The organism is Nitratireductor sp. J20-h4 (assembly GCF_056780505.1).
The window spans coordinates 1,938,065-1,953,720 of sequence record NZ_CM165557.1 but is presented as its reverse complement, the minus strand read 5'-3'; the positions used below and the strand labels follow the sequence as shown (position 1 = coordinate 1,953,720).

13 protein-coding genes are annotated in these 15,656 nt (G+C 66.1%); 7 read left to right on the top strand and 6 right to left on the bottom strand.

What is annotated here, in order from left to right; translation table 11 throughout:
- Nucleotides 1-5 precede the first annotated feature (5 nt).
- Nucleotides 6-896, bottom strand: a complete 891-nt coding sequence (locus ACT2B0_RS09515; RefSeq protein WP_473464009.1) for an alpha/beta fold hydrolase — start codon at nt 894-896, stop codon at nt 6-8.
- 196 nt (nt 897-1,092) lie between these two features.
- On the opposite strand from ACT2B0_RS09515, the gene ACT2B0_RS09510 reads away from it, so the two are divergent.
- Together ACT2B0_RS09510 and gltX are read left to right on the top strand one after the other, a co-directional pair.
- A complete protein-coding gene (locus ACT2B0_RS09510; RefSeq protein WP_473464006.1) occupies nt 1,093-2,337 on the top strand; it encodes an MFS transporter in 1,245 nt (414 codons plus the stop codon).
- Nucleotides 2,334-3,707 carry a glutamate--tRNA ligase gene (gene gltX / locus ACT2B0_RS09505; RefSeq protein ID WP_473464004.1) on the top strand — a complete coding sequence of 458 codons (1,374 nt, stop codon included), beginning with the start codon at nt 2,334-2,336 and terminating at the stop codon, nt 3,705-3,707. The genes ACT2B0_RS09510 and gltX overlap by 4 nt, the downstream gene beginning before the upstream one ends.
- Here the strand turns inward: gltX and ACT2B0_RS09500 are convergent.
- From ACT2B0_RS09500 to ACT2B0_RS09485, 4 genes are all read right to left on the bottom strand, one after another.
- Nucleotides 3,625-4,842: a DUF2865 domain-containing protein gene (locus ACT2B0_RS09500; protein ID WP_473464001.1), complete on the bottom strand. Its 1,218-nt coding sequence runs from the start codon at nt 4,840-4,842 to the stop codon at nt 3,625-3,627. The two genes, gltX and ACT2B0_RS09500, sit on opposite strands and share 83 nt — an antisense overlap.
- An 86-nt stretch (nt 4,843-4,928) precedes the next feature.
- Nucleotides 4,929-7,232, bottom strand: a complete 2,304-nt coding sequence (locus ACT2B0_RS09495; protein WP_473463999.1) for an NADP-dependent malic enzyme — start codon at nt 7,230-7,232, stop codon at nt 4,929-4,931.
- Nucleotides 7,233-7,415: 183 nt separating this feature from the next.
- On the bottom strand, nt 7,416-8,258 hold the full coding sequence (locus tag ACT2B0_RS09490; RefSeq protein WP_473463997.1) for a fumarylacetoacetate hydrolase family protein: 843 nt from the start codon (nt 8,256-8,258) through the stop codon (nt 7,416-7,418).
- 40 nt (nt 8,259-8,298) lie between these two features.
- The gene (locus ACT2B0_RS09485) at nt 8,299-9,078 is read right to left on the bottom strand and encodes an SDR family oxidoreductase (protein ID WP_473463994.1); all 780 of its coding nucleotides are present in this window, start codon (nt 9,076-9,078) and stop codon (nt 8,299-8,301) included.
- A gap of 148 nt (nt 9,079-9,226) precedes the next feature.
- On the opposite strand from ACT2B0_RS09485, the gene ACT2B0_RS09480 reads away from it, so the two are divergent.
- Complete coding sequence (locus ACT2B0_RS09480) at nt 9,227-10,045, top strand: UDP-2,3-diacylglucosamine diphosphatase (protein WP_473463991.1); 819 nt, start codon at nt 9,227-9,229, stop codon at nt 10,043-10,045.
- A gap of 68 nt (nt 10,046-10,113) precedes the next feature.
- Here the strand turns inward: ACT2B0_RS09480 and dgcA are convergent, their stop codons facing one another.
- Nucleotides 10,114-11,097 (bottom strand): N-acetyl-D-Glu racemase DgcA, encoded by a 984-nt coding sequence (gene dgcA, locus ACT2B0_RS09475; RefSeq protein ID WP_473463989.1) that lies wholly within the window; start codon nt 11,095-11,097, stop codon nt 10,114-10,116.
- Between the two features lie 86 nt (nt 11,098-11,183).
- Here dgcA and ACT2B0_RS09470 point away from each other — a divergent pair, with 86 nt between their 5' ends.
- The 4 genes from ACT2B0_RS09470 to ACT2B0_RS09455 all read left to right on the top strand — a co-directional run bounded on the left by ACT2B0_RS09470 (nt 11,184) and on the right by ACT2B0_RS09455 (nt 15,450).
- Nucleotides 11,184-12,371: an ABC transporter permease gene (locus ACT2B0_RS09470; RefSeq protein WP_473463986.1), complete on the top strand. Its 1,188-nt coding sequence runs from the start codon at nt 11,184-11,186 to the stop codon at nt 12,369-12,371.
- Between the two features lie 19 nt (nt 12,372-12,390).
- Entirely contained in the window at nt 12,391-13,239 is an 849-nt protein-coding gene (locus ACT2B0_RS09465; RefSeq protein WP_473465883.1) for an ABC transporter ATP-binding protein, read from the top strand.
- On the top strand, nt 13,239-14,762 hold the full coding sequence (locus ACT2B0_RS09460) for an MlaD family protein (RefSeq protein WP_473463984.1): 1,524 nt from the start codon (nt 13,239-13,241) through the stop codon (nt 14,760-14,762). The genes ACT2B0_RS09465 and ACT2B0_RS09460 overlap by 1 nt, the downstream gene beginning before the upstream one ends.
- Nucleotides 14,763-14,826: 64 nt before the next feature.
- Nucleotides 14,827-15,450 carry an ABC-type transport auxiliary lipoprotein family protein gene (locus ACT2B0_RS09455; RefSeq protein WP_473463981.1) on the top strand — a complete coding sequence of 208 codons (624 nt, stop codon included), beginning with the start codon at nt 14,827-14,829 and terminating at the stop codon, nt 15,448-15,450.
- Nucleotides 15,451-15,656: the final 206 nt, after the last annotated feature.

Sequence of the window (15,656 nt, the reverse complement as noted above, 5' to 3'; positions counted from 1 at the left end):
CACGTTCAGGCATCGTGTGCGGCCAGAAAAGCCTCAAGCGCGGCATTGACCGCCTCCGGCGCCTCGATGGTGGAGGAATGGCCGGCGTTCGGGATGCGGACGAGTTTTGATCCGGGGATCAGGCGGTGCATGATCTCCGATCTTTCCGGCGGGGTTGCGACATCCTCCTCGCCGACCAGGATCAGGGTCGGCGTCTTGATGGCCGCGATCGTCTCGCCGAGGCCCTGGCGGTCGATCACGCCGGCGACGGCACGGGTGATGCCGGTTCGGTCCGCCGAAACGATGCGTTTGCGCCACATCTCGCGCTCGGCCGCGCGGGCCGGGTTGTCGAGATAGGTCTTGCCGAACATGATCGGCATGATGCGGCCCGAAACGATGTTCAGTCCGAACCAGCGCGCGATAAGATTGAGGGTCCGGTAACGCGGTATGTTGCCTGCCGGCTCCCCATCCGCGGCGGTGTCGAAAAGCGAGAGCGAGCGCAGCAGTTCGGGCCGGCGCAGGGCAAGCCGCATGCCCACGAACCCGCCCATGGACAGCCCGACAAAATGGCACGGGCCGGCGTCGAGCGCCACAATCAGGGCGGCGGCGTCCTCCGCCAGCGTATCCATGTCGTAGCCGTCGGGTGCGATCGCGCTGTCGCCTTGGCCGCGATGATCGTAGGCGATGCAGCGGTAATGCGGTTTCAGGCGGTCGATCTGGGCGCGAAACATTTCGCCGCGAAACAGGAGCCCGTGCGAAAAAACGACGGTGTGCGGACCCGACCCCTCGTCCAGATAATGCAGTCTTGCCCCGTTCGCCTCGACATATGGCATGGTCTCGCTCCAGCTTGACCGGTGCGCTACAGTGTCGGGCATGATGCCGGGCATTGCAAGGCGACGCTCGCCCGATGCCGACATGCCCTGCCTGCGATACGGAAAGCGGCGGTCGCGCTGGCCGACATGGAAACCGCGATCCGGATTTGCATTGGACCAAACCCCGGTTCGGCCTATCAATTCGCCAGTACCGATCCTATAGACTTGCTGCGATCGTGATCGGTCGAGCACCAGCGGATCGGCACGCGATCGTGCCGCCCCCATTTCGTCACTGGCGCCCATGATGTTTTTCACCTTCCTGCGCGACAATGCCCGCTGGCTTGCCGGCGGATTTCTGCTGACCTTTTTCTCCTCCTTCGGCCAGACCTTCTTCATCTCGCTGTCGGCGGGCCAGATCCGCGCCGAATACGAGCTCAGCCATGGCGGCTTCGGCACGCTCTACATGGGCGCAACGCTCGCCAGCGCGCTGACGCTGCCCAAATTCGGCCAGATCGTCGACCGTTGCTCGGCGCAGAAGGTGGCGCTGATCATCATGCCCCTGCTTGCCGCCGCGGCGCTGCTGATGGCGGTGTCGAGCCACATCGCCGTGCTTGCCGTTTCGATCTACATGCTGCGCCTGTTTGGCCAGGGCATGATGACCCACAACGCCTTTACCGCCATGGCGCGCTGGTTTTCGGCCCAGCGCGGCCGCGCGGTCTCGGTCGTCACCCTCGGCCACAATGTCGGCGAGGCGGTGTTTCCGCTGCTGTTCGTGCTGGTCGCCGGCCTGGTGGGCTGGCGCGGCTCGTGGGTCGTGGCGGCGCTGGCGCTGGCGCTGGTTGCGCTGCCGGCGGTCGGTGCGCTGATTGCGGTCGAGCGCGCGCCGCGCGCCAGCGATCCGGTCGCCAGAAAGGTCGATGCACCCGACTGGACGCGTGGCGAGGTCGTGCGCGACCCGATATTCTACCTGCTGTTGATGGGCGTGATGGCGCCCGGGTTCATCGGTACGACCATCTTTTTCCACCAGGTCTATCTGGTCGAGTTGCGCGGCTGGTCTCTGGAAGCCTTCGCGACCTCCTTCATCTTCATGGCCTCGATGACGGTCACCTTCGCACTGGTGTCGGGGCAGTTGATCGACCGGTTTTCCGCCGTCGCCATCCTGCCGGGGTTTCTATTACCGCTGGGGGCCGCCTGCCTGGTGCTGGGTTCGTTCGAGGGCCAGTGGAGCGCGTTCGCCTTCATGGGCCTGCTCGGCATCTCCTACGGCTTTTCCTCCACGCTGTTCGGCGCCTTGTGGCCGGAGGTCTACGGGCTCAAACATCTCGGCTCGATCCGCGCGCTGACCGTCGCCATCATGGTGTTTGCGACCGCGATGGGACCGGGCCTGACCGGATTCCTGATCGATCGGGGCGTTTCCTATCCTGCGCAGATCGTGACGATGGGACTCTATTGCCTGGTGACATCATTTTTGATGGCCTATGTGGCAGCCAGGGTGCGGGTGCGCGCCTTGAAAGCGGCGGACCTTTCGGCTACGCCGCGCGCATGACAGTCACAGTCCGTTTCGCACCGTCGCCCACCGGCAATATCCATATCGGCAATGCGCGCACGGCGCTGTTCAACTGGTTGTTCGCGCGCAAGAACGGCGGCCGGTTCGTGCAACGCTTCGACGATACCGACCAGGCGCGCTCGAAACAGGAGTTCGCCGACCAGATCCTCTACGATCTGCACTGGCTCGGCATCTTTCCCGACAAGGTCGATTACCAGTCCAGGCGCTTCGAGCGCTATCAGGCCGCTGTCGAGAGACTGAAGGCCGCGGGGCTGCTTTACCCATGCTACGAAACCCCGGACGAGCTAGAACTCAAGCGCAAGATTCGTCTGTCGCGCAAGTTGCCGCCGATCTATGGCCGCGAGGCGCTGGCGCTGGACGCGGAGGAGCGCGCCGCGCTCGAGGCGGAAGGCCGCGCGCCGCATTGGCGCTTCCTGCTGCCCAATTACGCGCGCGACCCCTCCGAAACGCAGCGCACCGACATCTCGTGGACCGATATCGTGCGCGGCGAGGAAACGGTCGATCTGGCCTCGCTGTCCGATCCGGTGCTGATACGGGCCGACGGCACCTATCTCTACACGCTGCCGTCGGTGGTCGACGATATCGAGATGGGGATCACCCATGTCATCCGCGGCGACGATCACCTCACCAATACCGGCGTGCAGATCGCGCTGTTCAAGGCGCTGGGCGCGGACGTGCCCGCCTTCGGCCACCACAATCTGCTGACGGCGGCAAGCGGCGAGGGGCTTTCCAAGCGCAGCGGCGCGCTGTCGATCGCCAGCCTGCGTGAGGACGGCATCGAGCCGATGGCGATCGCTTCGCTGGCGGTTTTGACCGGCACGTCGGAAAACATCGAGCCGGTGCCGTCGATGGGCGACCTGGCGGAAAAGTTCGACCCCGCCGCCGCTTCGCGCTCGGCGGCCAAGTTCGATCCCGCCGATCTCGTCCATCTCAATCGGGCGCTGCTTCAGACGATGCCGTTTGCCGCCGTGCGCGACCGGCTGGTCGCCTTCGGCGTCGGCGGCGAGCAGGCCGAGGCGTTCTGGCTGGCGGTGCGCGGCAATCTGGACCGCCTCACCGACGCCGCGCGCTGGTGGAAAGTGGTGTCGAAGGGCTATCGGTGCGATGTGCCGTTTGCCGAAGCCGACGCGGCCTTTCTTGCCGAAGCGTTCGCACTCCTGCCCGGCGAGCCGTGGAACGGCGCGACCTGGAAGGCCTGGACGAGCGCGGTCAAGGACAAGACCGGACGCAAGGGCAAGGCCCTGTTCCGGCCGCTGCGGCTTGCCCTTACCGGGCTTGAGTCCGGGCCGGAGCTGTCAGATCTATTGCCGCTTCTGGGTCGGGAAGAAACGCTGGCCCGACGACCCTGACCTTGCGCTCGCCATCTTCGCCGGTGTCCTCGGAAAGCGGCTGTGGTGCCGGTTCGGCCGGCTTCAATACGGTCCTGATCATGGCCTCATCGAGGCCGCCGGCCTGATTGGCCAGCGTTTCGGGATCGGCGGCCGGATCGGGCCGCGGCAGCGGCACCGGCAGCACCGGTTCGGCGGCCGGGACGTCCTCGCCAGCGGTTTCGGTCTCGCCGGCGATGACGGAGAACCCGCGCGCCGGGTTGCAGCCGCAGCTTGCCGGCCGCTGGTAATCGGGACGCCGGTACAAGAACGCGGCGGGAAGTTCGCTATAGGGCGTGCCGGCCATCGAGACCATCTGGTCGGTTTCCTCGTCGGGGACGCGATGCATGTAAAGCGCGACCTCCGTCCCCGGGCACATCGCCTTGCAGGCCGCCTCGTCGCGGCCGAGCGCGCTTGCCGGGGTCGAGAACGACACCGGAAAATAATAGCCGTCGCATGTGCGCACGCACACCGTGCGAAACCGGCCGTCAACGCCCGGCGCGATCTCGATCGGGCCGTTGCGGCCGATGACGGCGCGCACCCGCCGGTCGTCGTCGAGGGGAAGGCGCCGGCGTGGTTCTTGCCTTTCGGCGTCGGCTGACCGGTTGAGAAGCTCTTCAAACAGCGGCCGGCGGCGCTGGTCCTGGCGTGCGTCGCGTGTCGCCACGGCCGGGTCGCGGCAGTCATTGGCCTCGAGCGAGGCCATCAGCCGCCGCCGTTCGCGCCTCGTGTCGCCGCCGCGAGACAGGCCTGCATGTTTGCGCTCCAGCGTTGCCAGGTTGTCGTGCATGCGCTTCAACGTGTTGTCGAGCGACTGGCAGACATTGCCGGCGTCGCGGCGGAAAAAGCCGCCCGAGCAGCCTGCACGGCGCTGCTGGCGCTCGGCCTTGGCGATCTGGCCCTTTTGGTCAAGGATCGCCTTTTCGTAACGCCGTGCCGCCGGCGAGGGGGCGCTGCGCGTCTGGCCGAGCGCGGCCAGGCGCGCCTCGAGATCGCGGCAAACACGCGCGGCGGCCTCAGCCGGCCCGGGCGACAAAAGGACGACCGCGATCGCAACGAGCAGCGCGGCGCAACGCGCCAGGCCGATCCTGCTTCCCGCTATTGGTGGTTGCGTCAATCCCATATCGGCCTCGCAGTCGCGGACCGGCCCAACCTAGCCGATGCGGGTTAACCCGATCTTTAGCATAGGCGTGGCCGCCGGCTTCAGGCCTCGGCGGTCTGCGAGGCCTCGACCACCGAAAGGGCTGTCATGTTGACCACGCCGCGCGAGGTGACCGAGGGCGTCAGTATATGTGCCGGGCGCGCCGCGCCGAGCAGGATCGGGCCGACATGCAGCGCGTCGGTCAACTGCTTGATCGTGGTCAGCGCGATATTGGCGGCATCGAGATCGGGAAAAACCAGCAGATTGGCCTCGCCCTTCAGCCTGGAATGCGGATAGACGCGCTGGCGCAGCATTTCCGAAAGCGCCGAATCGCCGTGCATCTCGCCATCGGCTTCCAGTTCCGGCGCCAGTTCCGCGATCAGGCTCGCCGCCTTGCGCATCTTCAACGTGCTCGGGGTATCGCGCGAGCCGAAATTCGACAGGGACAGCAGGGCCGCCTTGGGCTCGATGCCGAAGCGGCGGATTTCGGCCGCCGCCAGCACGGTCATCTCGGCGATTTCCTCCGCGCTCGGCTCGACGCTGACATAGGTGTCGGTGAAGAAGGTCACGCCGCGCTGCATGATCAGCATCGACAGGGCCGACAGGTCGCGCACGCCCGGCCTGTGGCCGACGATCAGGTCGACATTGCGCAGATGGCGTTCGAACCGGCCTTCCAGGCCGCAGATCATCGCATCGGCCTCGCCGCGGATCAGCGCCAGCGCCGCAATGACCGTGTTGTTTGTGCGCACCATGGTGCGCGCCGCCTCCTGGGTGACGCCGCGCCGGCCGGCGACGCGGATCAAGAGATCGACATAGTCGCGGTAGCGCGGATCGTCCTCGGGATTGACCAGGCCGAAATCGGCGCCCGGCCGGATTCTGAGCCCGTGGCGTTGCAGACGCACCTCGATCACGTGCGGGCGCCCGATCAGGATCGGCTGGGCGATGCCTTCCTCCACCACCACCTGGGCGGCGCGCAACACGCGTTCGTCCTCGCCGTCGGCATAGATGACGCGTTTGGCCGTGGCCCGGCGCGCGGCCGAAAAGACCGGCTTCATGACCAGGCCGGAGCGGAACACGAACCGGTTCAGCCGGTCGATATAGGCGTCGAGATCGGTGATCGGCCGCGCGGCGACACCGCTCTCGCAGGCCGCCCTGGCGACGGCGGGCGCGATCCTGAGGATCAGGCGCGGGTCGAACGGCGACGGGATCAGGAATTCGGGGCCGAAGGTCGGCGTTTCGCCGGAATAGGCGCGCGCGGCGACGTCTGACGGTTCCTCGCGGGCCAGGGCTGCGATCGCCCGGACCGCGGCCATTTTCATGTCCTCGTTGATGGCGGTGGCGCCGACATCGAGCGCGCCGCGGAAGATGTAAGGAAAACACAGCACGTTGTTGACCTGGTTGGGAAAATCCGAACGCCCCGTGCAGATCATGGCGTCGGGCCGCGCCGTGCGCGCCACCTCCGGCATGATCTCCGGCACCGGATTGGCAAGCGCCAGGATCAGCGGGCGCTCGGCCATTTCCGCCAAAAGCTCCGGCTTCAGCACGCCGGCCGCCGACAGGCCCAGAAAGACGTCGGCGCCGCCGATAACGTCGGCGAGCGCGCGCGCGTCGGTCTGCTTGAGATACGGCTCCTTCCACCGGTCCATTTCCTCGGTGCGGCCCTTGTAGGCGACGCCGTGGCGGTCGGTGATCCAGATGTTTTCGGGCCTGGCGCCAAGCGAGACCAGCAGGTTGAGGCAGGCGATCGCGGCCGCGCCTGCGCCCGAGGTCACGATCTTGACCGTGGCGATGTTCTTTTCGGCCAGTTCGAGCGCGTTCAACACCGCGGCGGCGACGATGATCGCCGTTCCGTGCTGGTCGTCGTGGAAGACGGGGATTGCCATGCGCTGCTTCAGCCGTTCCTCGACCTCGAAACACTCCGGCGCCTTGATGTCTTCGAGATTGATGCCGCCGAAGGTGGGTTCGAGCGCGGCGATGGTCTCGACCATGCGTTCGATATCGGGCGCGTCGATCTCGATGTCGAACACATCGATGCCGGCGAATTTCTTGAACAGCACCGCCTTGCCTTCCATCACCGGCTTGGACGCGAGCGGGCCGATATTGCCGAGGCCGAGAACGGCCGTGCCGTTTGAGACGACGCCGACCAGATTGGCGCGGGCGGTGTAGTCGGCGGCGCTGGCAGGATCGTCGTGGATCGCCAGGCAGGGCACCGCCACGCCCGGCGAATAGGCCAGCGCCAGGTCGCGCTGGTTGCCGAGCGGCTTGGTCGCCTGGATCTCGAGTTTTCCGGGCGAGGGGTAACGGTGGAAGAACAGCGCCGCCTCGTCGAACTCGCTGCGCTCGGTCTTGTCCTGCTTCTTCGTCATGTCACGATGTCCAATGCCTGAACGGCCAAATTAGCACGCCGCATCCCATCATGGGGAGCGGTCGGCTTGAAGCTGTTTCGCACTCCGCGGCGCTAGCGGCCGGATGCGATTTCGATGTCGGGCCCGTCCGTTCGATTCGCGCTTGGCGCCTTAGCGCGCGCGGGTCGTGGGGCAGGCCTCAGGTCAGCGTGCCACGACCGTCTGGCGCTGTTCGCCGAGGCCGGCAATACCCAGGTGCATGGTGTCGCCGTCGCGGAGGAATACCGGCGGCTTGAAGCCGAGGCCGACGCCCGGCGGCGTGCCGGTGGTGATGACGTCTCCCGGTTCCAGCACCATGAATTCCGACAGGTATGAAATGATTTCGGCCACCGAGAAGATCATCGTCGCCGTGTTGCCGGTCTGGCGCCGCTCGCCATTGACGTCGAGAAACATGTCGAGAGCCTGCGGATCGGCGATCTCGTCGGCCGTCACCAGAAACGGGCCGAGTGGTCCGAAGGTCGGCGCGCTCTTGCCCTTGATCCACTGCCCGCCGCGCTCGGCCTGATAGGCGCGTTCCGACACGTCGTTGCACACGGCGTAGCCGAAAACATGCGACAGGGCGTCGTTCTTGTCGACATAGTCGCAGCGCTTGCCGATCACCACCGCAAGCTCGACCTCCCAATCGAGTTTTTGCGCCCCGCGCGGGATCAGTACGTCGTCATTGGGCCCCGATAGGGAATTCGGCGCCTTGGAAAACACGATCGGCTCCTTGGGGATCGGGGCGCCGGTCTCCGCGGCATGATCGGCATAGTTGAGGCCGATCGCGATGAAATGGCCGATACGGCACAATGGTGCGCCGATGCGGCTGCCTGCCGGTGCGGCCGGGCGCGCGGACAGGTCGGCGCCGGCGAGTTTCTCGTAAAGTGCAGGAGAGACCGAGTCGGGTCCGTAATCGGGCACGATGCCGGACATGTCCCGGATCGTACCGTCGGCGTCGACCAGGCCCGGCCGTTCGTTCCCCTTTTCGCCAAAGCGTACCAGTTTCAATGGCTTGTTCCTCGTTCTTTGAGAGTGGATTCAACGGCGTTCAAAAGGCGCTCGGATAAAGCCCGCCGTCGAGGATCAGGTTCTGACCAGTGATATAGCCGGCATGCGCCGAACACAAAAACGCGCACGCCTTGCCGAATTCCTCCGCCGTGCCGAGGCGGCCCGCGGGAATGTCGGCGGCGACCTTTTTTGCCTGCTTCTCGACGCTGACCCCGGCCTTGTCGGCCGCGAATGCCAGCGTGCTGCGGATACGGTCGGTGTCGAACTTGCCGGGCAGAATATTGTTGATGGTGACGTTGCTGCCGGCGACCGTGCGGGCGATGCCGGCGAGAAAGGCGGTCAGTCCGGCGCGTGCGCCCGACGACAGGTCGAGCCCGGGGATCGGCTGATAGACCGAGAGCGAGGTGATGTTGACGATGCGTCCGAAACCGCGATCGGCCATGCCGTCGATGACGGAGCGGATCAGTTCGATCGGTGTCACCATGTTCTGCGTCACGCCGTCAAGCAGCGCCTCGCGGTCGAGCTGGCGGAAATCGCGCAGGGGTGGCCCGCCATTGTTGTTGACCAGAATGTCCGGGGCCGGACATGCGGCCAGCAGGGCTTCCTGGATCTCCGGCCTCGACACGTCGCCGGCGATTTCGGTCACCGTAACTTTGTAGCGTTCGCGCAGCGCGGCGGCGGTCGCGGCGAGCGTGTCGGCGTTGCGGCCGTTGATCACCAGCGCGCAGCCGGCTTCGGCCAGAGCGCTTGCGCAGCCAAGGCCGAGGCCACGGCTCGACGCGCACACGATCGCCGACCTGCCTCGAATTCCCAGATCCATCTTCGATTCCTCTCGCTTGCCGGTCGCACAGTAGTGTCTGAACGGTTTTGAGAAAACTCCCCAAACGCCGCGGCGCCCATGCGGGCGGCGTCATATGTTTGTGACATGAATCGTGTCTTGGGAGGCCGGCAAATAGAGGTGGCGCTTCATGGCCGGGGAACAGATCCGCACCTTCCGGACGCTTTTCGTCTCGGACATCCATCTGGGCTCGAAACCGGCCAAGGCCGAGCTGCTGATCGACTTTCTGCGCCATCACGATGCCGCAACGATCTATCTCGTCGGCGACATCGTCGACGGCTGGCGCCTGCGGCGCTCTTGGCATTGGCCCCAGGCCCATAACGACGTGGTGCAGAAGCTGTTGCGCAAGGCGCGCAAGGGCACGACGATCGTCTATATCGCCGGCAATCACGACGAGTTCCTGCGCGCCTTTCAAGGCGTGCATTTCGGCGGCATCGTGGTCGCAGACCGTGCGATCCACGAAGCGGCCGACGGGCGACGGTTCCTCGTCATCCATGGCGACCAGTTCGATACGATCGTCCACAACGCGCGCTGGCTCGCCTATCTGGGCGACAAGGCCTACGATGTCGCCATCCTCGTCAACCGCGCCGTCGGCGTCTTCCGGCGGCTGTTCGGCATGCCTTACTGGTCGTTTTCGTCCTGGGCCAAGGTGCGCGTGAAGCAGGCGGTGAACTTCATCGGCGCCTTCCAGGAGGTGGTCACGCAGGAAGCCCGTCGCTCCGGCGTGGAGGGCGTGGTGTGCGGGCACATCCACCACGCGACCATCGCAAGGATGGGCGACATCGACTACATCAACACCGGCGACTGGGTCGAAAGCTGCACGGCGGTGGGCGAGAACGAGGACGGCTCGTTCGAGATCATCACCTGGACGCAGGCGCGCGGCGCCGAACGCGACAGGCCCGACACGATCGTGCCGTTCAAGGGTAAGAAGACCGCCGAAGCCGCCTGACGCCGATCAATCGACAACCCTGTTGCCGGCAAGAGCGACGGGCGCGGTCGTCTCGGCCGGCCGGAGGCTTACCCCCACAAGGCGGGTTCGGGCGGCGACACCAGCGAGCCGGAATAGCGCAGGCCGGGCGACCGGTCGCGGGCCAGGAGCAGCGGACCGTCGAGATCGACATAGTCGGCGTCCTGGGCCAGCAGCACCGCCGGCGCCATCGCCAGCGAACTTCCCACCATGCAGCCCACCATGACGCCGAAGCCGCGCTTGCGCGCCTGGTCGCGCAGGTCGAGCGCGGCGGTCAGGCCGCCGGTCTTGTCGAGCTTGATATTGACGGCGTCGTAAAGGCCGCAAAGCGCGTCCAGGCTGTCGGCGGTGTGGACGCTTTCGTCGGCGCAGATCGGCACCGGATGGGGAATGTCGCGCAGGATCTCGTCCTGGCCGGCCGGCAGCGGCTGCTCCACCAGCGCGACATGGAACTGCGCGGCGGCGAGCAGGTGGTCGCGGATAGTGTCGCTCGTCCAGCCTTCGTTGGCGTCGAGTATGATGCGGCTGTTGGGCGCGACGCTGGCGACGGCATGGATGCGGGCATAGTCGTCGCTGGTGCCGACCTTGACCTTCAAAAGCGGCCGGTGGGAGGCCTGGCGCGCCTGGGCGGCCATGTCTTCCGGCGAGCCGAGCGAGATCGTGTAGGCGGTGACCACCGGTCTGGGCAGGATGCGGCACACGGCGTGGTGCGCGCGCTGGCTGGCCATTTTGGCCTCCAGATCCCACAGGGCGCAGTCGACCGCGTTGCGGGCCGCCCCGGCCGGAAGCGCCGCTTGCAGGTCCTTGCGGCTCAGCCCGTTCTGGATGTCGCCGGCGATGCTCTCGAGCGCTGCCTGCACGGTCTGCGCGCTTTCGTCATAGCGCGGATAGGGCACGCACTCGCCGCGGCCGACATAGCCGGCTTCGCCGATCGAACAGGTGATCACCTCGGCCTCGGTCTTGGTGCCGCGCGAGATGGTGAAGCTGCCGGCGATCGGGAACCGTTCCACGTCGACGCGAAATGAACGGGCCATGGCAGCGATGCTCCTGTTTCGACGGGCCGAACTAGTTGGCAAATCGGCATAGCCTCGATCGAGGCCATGGTCTAAGAATCGCGGTCATGTTGACCAAAGAGCGCAACGATGCAAGTGCGGCCGATCCCGTGGACACCGGTGCGATCCCGCTTATCGACACTGAGGCGCGCCAGGGCGTTCTGAACGTCGCGCTGGCCGGACCGTGGACCACGCACACGGTCGGGCTTGTCGATGCCGAGATGCGCCGCCTGGCGGCGCGCGAGGGCGTGGCCGATCTGCATATCGACCTCAAGGACGTCACGCGGCTCGATACCGCGGGGGCCTGGGTGATCAAGCGGCTCGCCGCCACGCAGGAACAGGCCGGCGCACGGGTCGACATCGCCGGAGAGGGCGAGACCGATACCGTGCTCCTGGCCGCCGTCGACGATGCGATTCGCCAGCAGCTGCCGCCCGAGGCGCCCGGCGGTCGCTGGGGCGTTCTGGCGATGCTGGAGGGAATCGGGCGCCTGGTCTATGCGTTTCGCGACGAGTTCCTGCTCGGCATGCACATTCTCGGCGCCACGATCTCGGGCGCGCAGATGAAGCGGGGCCGCGGCCACGGGGTCAATCCGGCCGCGATCGTGCACCAGATCGACAGGATGGGGGTCGGCGCGATTCCTGTCATTTTGCTGATGTCGGCGATCGTGGGCGCCATCGTCGCCCAGCAGGGCGCGTTCCAGCTGCGCTATTTCGGCGCCGAGATTTTCGTCGTCGACCTGGTCGGCATCCTGGTTCTGCGCGAACTGGGCGTGCTTTTGACGGCGATCATGATCGCCGGACGCTCCGGCAGCGCGATCACGGCTGAAATCGGCTCGATGAAAATGCGCGAGGAAATCGACGCGCTCACCGTCATCGGGCTCAATCCCGTCGGCGTGCTGGTCTTTCCGCGCCTTGTCGCGCTGCTGATCGCCGTCCCGTGCCTGACGATCGCCTCCGATTTCGCCGCAGTCGGCGGCGCTATGGCGGTGAGCTTTTATTATTCGGGTATTGCGCCGAGCGCGTTCATCGATCGCATGCGCGACGCAATCGACCTGACGACGATTTTCGCCGGCCTCATAAAAGCGCCTTTCATGGCGCTTATCATCGGGGTGATCGCCTCGGTGGAGGGCATCAAGGTCGGCGGCAGCGCGGAATCGCTCGGCACCCACGTCACCGCCGCCGTCGTGAAGGCGATCTTCGTCGTGATCGTCGTCGACGGCGTTTTCGCCATCTTCTACGCCGCGATCGGATTTTGACGACATGAGCGGAGTGGAGATGGAAGAAGCGGTGCAAGAGCACGCCAACGGGCCAGACGGCGCCCCGGCAGAGCACGAAATCGTGCTGTCGGCGCGCGGCATCACCGTCGCCTTCGGCGAGCAGGTCGTTCTGGAAGACCTGTCGCTCGATGTCTATCGCGGCGAAATTCTCGGCTTCGTCGGCGCGTCCGGTTCGGGCAAGTCGGTGCTGTTGCGCACCATTTTGGGGCTCAACAGGAAACAATCGGGCACGATCACCCTGTTCGACGTCGATCTCGACAGGGCGAGCGAAGCCGAGCGGCTGCGCCTCGACATGCGTCTTGGCATGCTGTTCCAGCACGGCGCGCTGTTTTCGGCGCTGACGGTGCTGGAAAACATCCAGGTGCCGATGCGCGAATATCTCGATCTGCCCCCGCCGCTCATGAACGAACTCGCGCGCCTGAAGATCGAACTCGTCGGCCTGCCGGCGACGGCGGCGAACAAATTTCCCTCACAATTGTCGGGCGGTATGATCAAGCGTGCGGCGCTGGCGCGCGCGCTGGCGCTCGACCCCGACATCGTGTTTCTCGACGAGCCGACCTCCGGCCTCGACCCTATCGGCGCGGCGGAGTTCGACGAACTGGTCGCCAAGCTGCGCGACACGATGGGCCTGACCGTCTATATGGTCACGCACGACCTTGACAGCCTGTTTTCGGTTTGCGACCGCGTGGCGGTGCTGGGCCAGCGCAAGGTGCTTGTGGAAGGCACGATCAGCAAGATGCTGACCGTCGAGGATCCGTGGGTAAAGTCCTATTTCCGCGGCAAGCGGGCCCGCCAGATCGACCCGACAACCTACCAAAGCGGCCAGGCCGCGGGAATGATGCGCTGATGGAAACCAGAGCCAATTATGTCGCCGTCGGCATTTTCACCCTGGTGCTGGTGCTGGCCGGATTCGGACTGATCTACTGGAAGTCCGGCTTCGGCGAGGGCGGCGAGACCGCGCAATTGCGCATCCGCATTCCCGGCTCTGCGTCGGGGCTCGGCCGTGGCAGCGCGGTGCTGTTCAACGGCGTGAAAGTGGGTGACGTGCGCCGGGTTTTCATCGACGTGAAGAACCCCGATGTCGTGGTCGCCGACACCCAGATCGACCGCCTGACGCCGATCACCCGTTCCACGCGCGCCGATATCGGGCTGGCGGGTCTGACCGGGCAGGCCAATATCGAGCTCAAGGGCGGCGATCTGTCCGAACCCAATCTGCTCGAGCAGGCCGAGGCGGAGGACCGCATTGCCGAACTGACGGCCAACCCATCGGCCGTGACCAATCTGTTGCAGACCGCGCAGGATATTTTCTCGCGAACCAATTCCGTGCTCGACGCGCTCGAGGGCTTCGTGACGGATGTGCGCGCGCCGCTGACCGAAACGATCGACAACGCCAAGACCTTTTCGCAGGCCCTGTCGCGCAACGCGGACGGCGTCGACGGCTTCCTGGCCAGCGTGTCGGAGCTGTCGCAGACGATCGAGAAGGTGTCCGGCCGGTTGGATTCAACGCTCGCCTCGGCCGAGGAATTGCTCGACGCGGTCGACCGCGACAAGGTCGGAACCATCGTTGCCAATGTCGAGAGCTTCACCAAGCGGCTGGAAACGGCGGGCGCCGACCTCGACGGCATCATGAAGAACGTTGATGCCAGCGCGCGCTCGGTGCGCGAATTGTCGGAAAACGCCGGCAAGTCGCTGGCCAGGGTCGACGGCATTCTGGAGGACGTGAAGGGCGGGGTCGACACGGCCGTGGCCTCGATCGACCGGATCGCCAACAGCGCCACGACTGGCATCGACAGCGCGGTCGCCTCGATCGGCAAGGTCGGCGACGGCGCGTCCGAAACGCTGGCCAGGGTCGACAAGGTTCTCGACGGCGTCGATCCCGAACAGGTCCGCTCGGCGCTCGCCAATATCGAGGGCGCGACCGTTGACGCGCGCAAGGCGGCCGCGGACGTTTCCGCGCTCGCCGACCGTTTCAGCCAGCGCGGCGACGACGTCGACCAGATCATCGTCAATGCGCGCGAAATCTCCGAACGGCTCAATCAGGCCTCCACGCGCGTCGACGGCGTGCTGGCCAAGGTCGATTCGCTGCTCGGTTCGGAAAACACCGAAGGCGTGATCGCCGAAGCCGGCCAGACGGTGAAGGAATTCCGCAAGGTCGCCGAGACGCTGAACGCGCGTATCGGCACGATCACCGACGGCCTGGCGCGCTTCTCCGGCCAGGGCCTGCGCGACGTCGAGGCGCTGGTGCGCGACAGCCGGCGCTCCATCAACCGCATCGAGCAGGCGATCACCGCGCTGGAACGCAATCCGCAGCGCATTCTGACCGGGGGGGAAGGCGGCGTGCGCCAGTATGACGGGCGCGTGCGCCGTTGACATCCGCCGCGCACCGCCTCAAGAACAGAGACGAGAGGGCGAGGCAGCAGGGACCTGCCGTTCAATGTCCGGCGGGAGCAAGTGTTTGAGGCGCGGTCGCAGTTCGATTGGCGTATGGGTGATCGCCGCGTTTCTCACCGGGTGCGCAGCCCTGCCGGGTGGATCGCCCGCGCCGCTTGATACCTATGAATTGAGCGCGCCGGCGATCGATCCCGCCGGCCGGCGCCGGACACGCACCCAGATCCTGGTCGCCGAGCCATCGGCGCTGAAGCCGCTCGACGGCGAAAACATCGTCGTCAAGCCCGGTCCCGGTTCAGTGGAATTCCTCAAGGGCGCGCAATGGAGCGACCGCCTGCCCAAGGTCGTGCAGGCGCGGCTGGCCGAGACCTTCCAGCGTTCCGGGCGTTTCGGCGGCGTCGGCAAGCCGGGCGAGGGGCTGGCGATCGACTATCAGGTCATCGTCGAAATCCGGGCCTTCGACATCGTGGTCGGCGGGGGACAGCGCGCGCGGGCGGAGCTGTTCGTGCGCATCTTGAACGATCGCAACGGCGTGGTGCGCGCGGCGCGCAGCTTTTCGGCCGAGGTGCCGGTCGCCGGCAGCGGCAATGACGGCTTCGCGGCCGCGCTCGACGCCGCTTTCGGCAGGGTGGCCACCGATATCGTCGATTGGACGGTGTCCTCGATCTGACCCATGTGCCGCCGACGAGTGCGGCCCCTCCCGTCATTTGCGCCAAGGTGCGAAGCGGTTTTGCCTCAGCACGTGAGCAACCAGGAAGATCTGGCGCTTCGATGGCGGGGTCTTCGACGGACATGCTTCAGCCGGGGTCGCGCGCCGTCTTCGTTGCCGCCAGCCAATCCGCTGGCGATGTTTTCGGCAAGCGGCGAGGCGCGCAT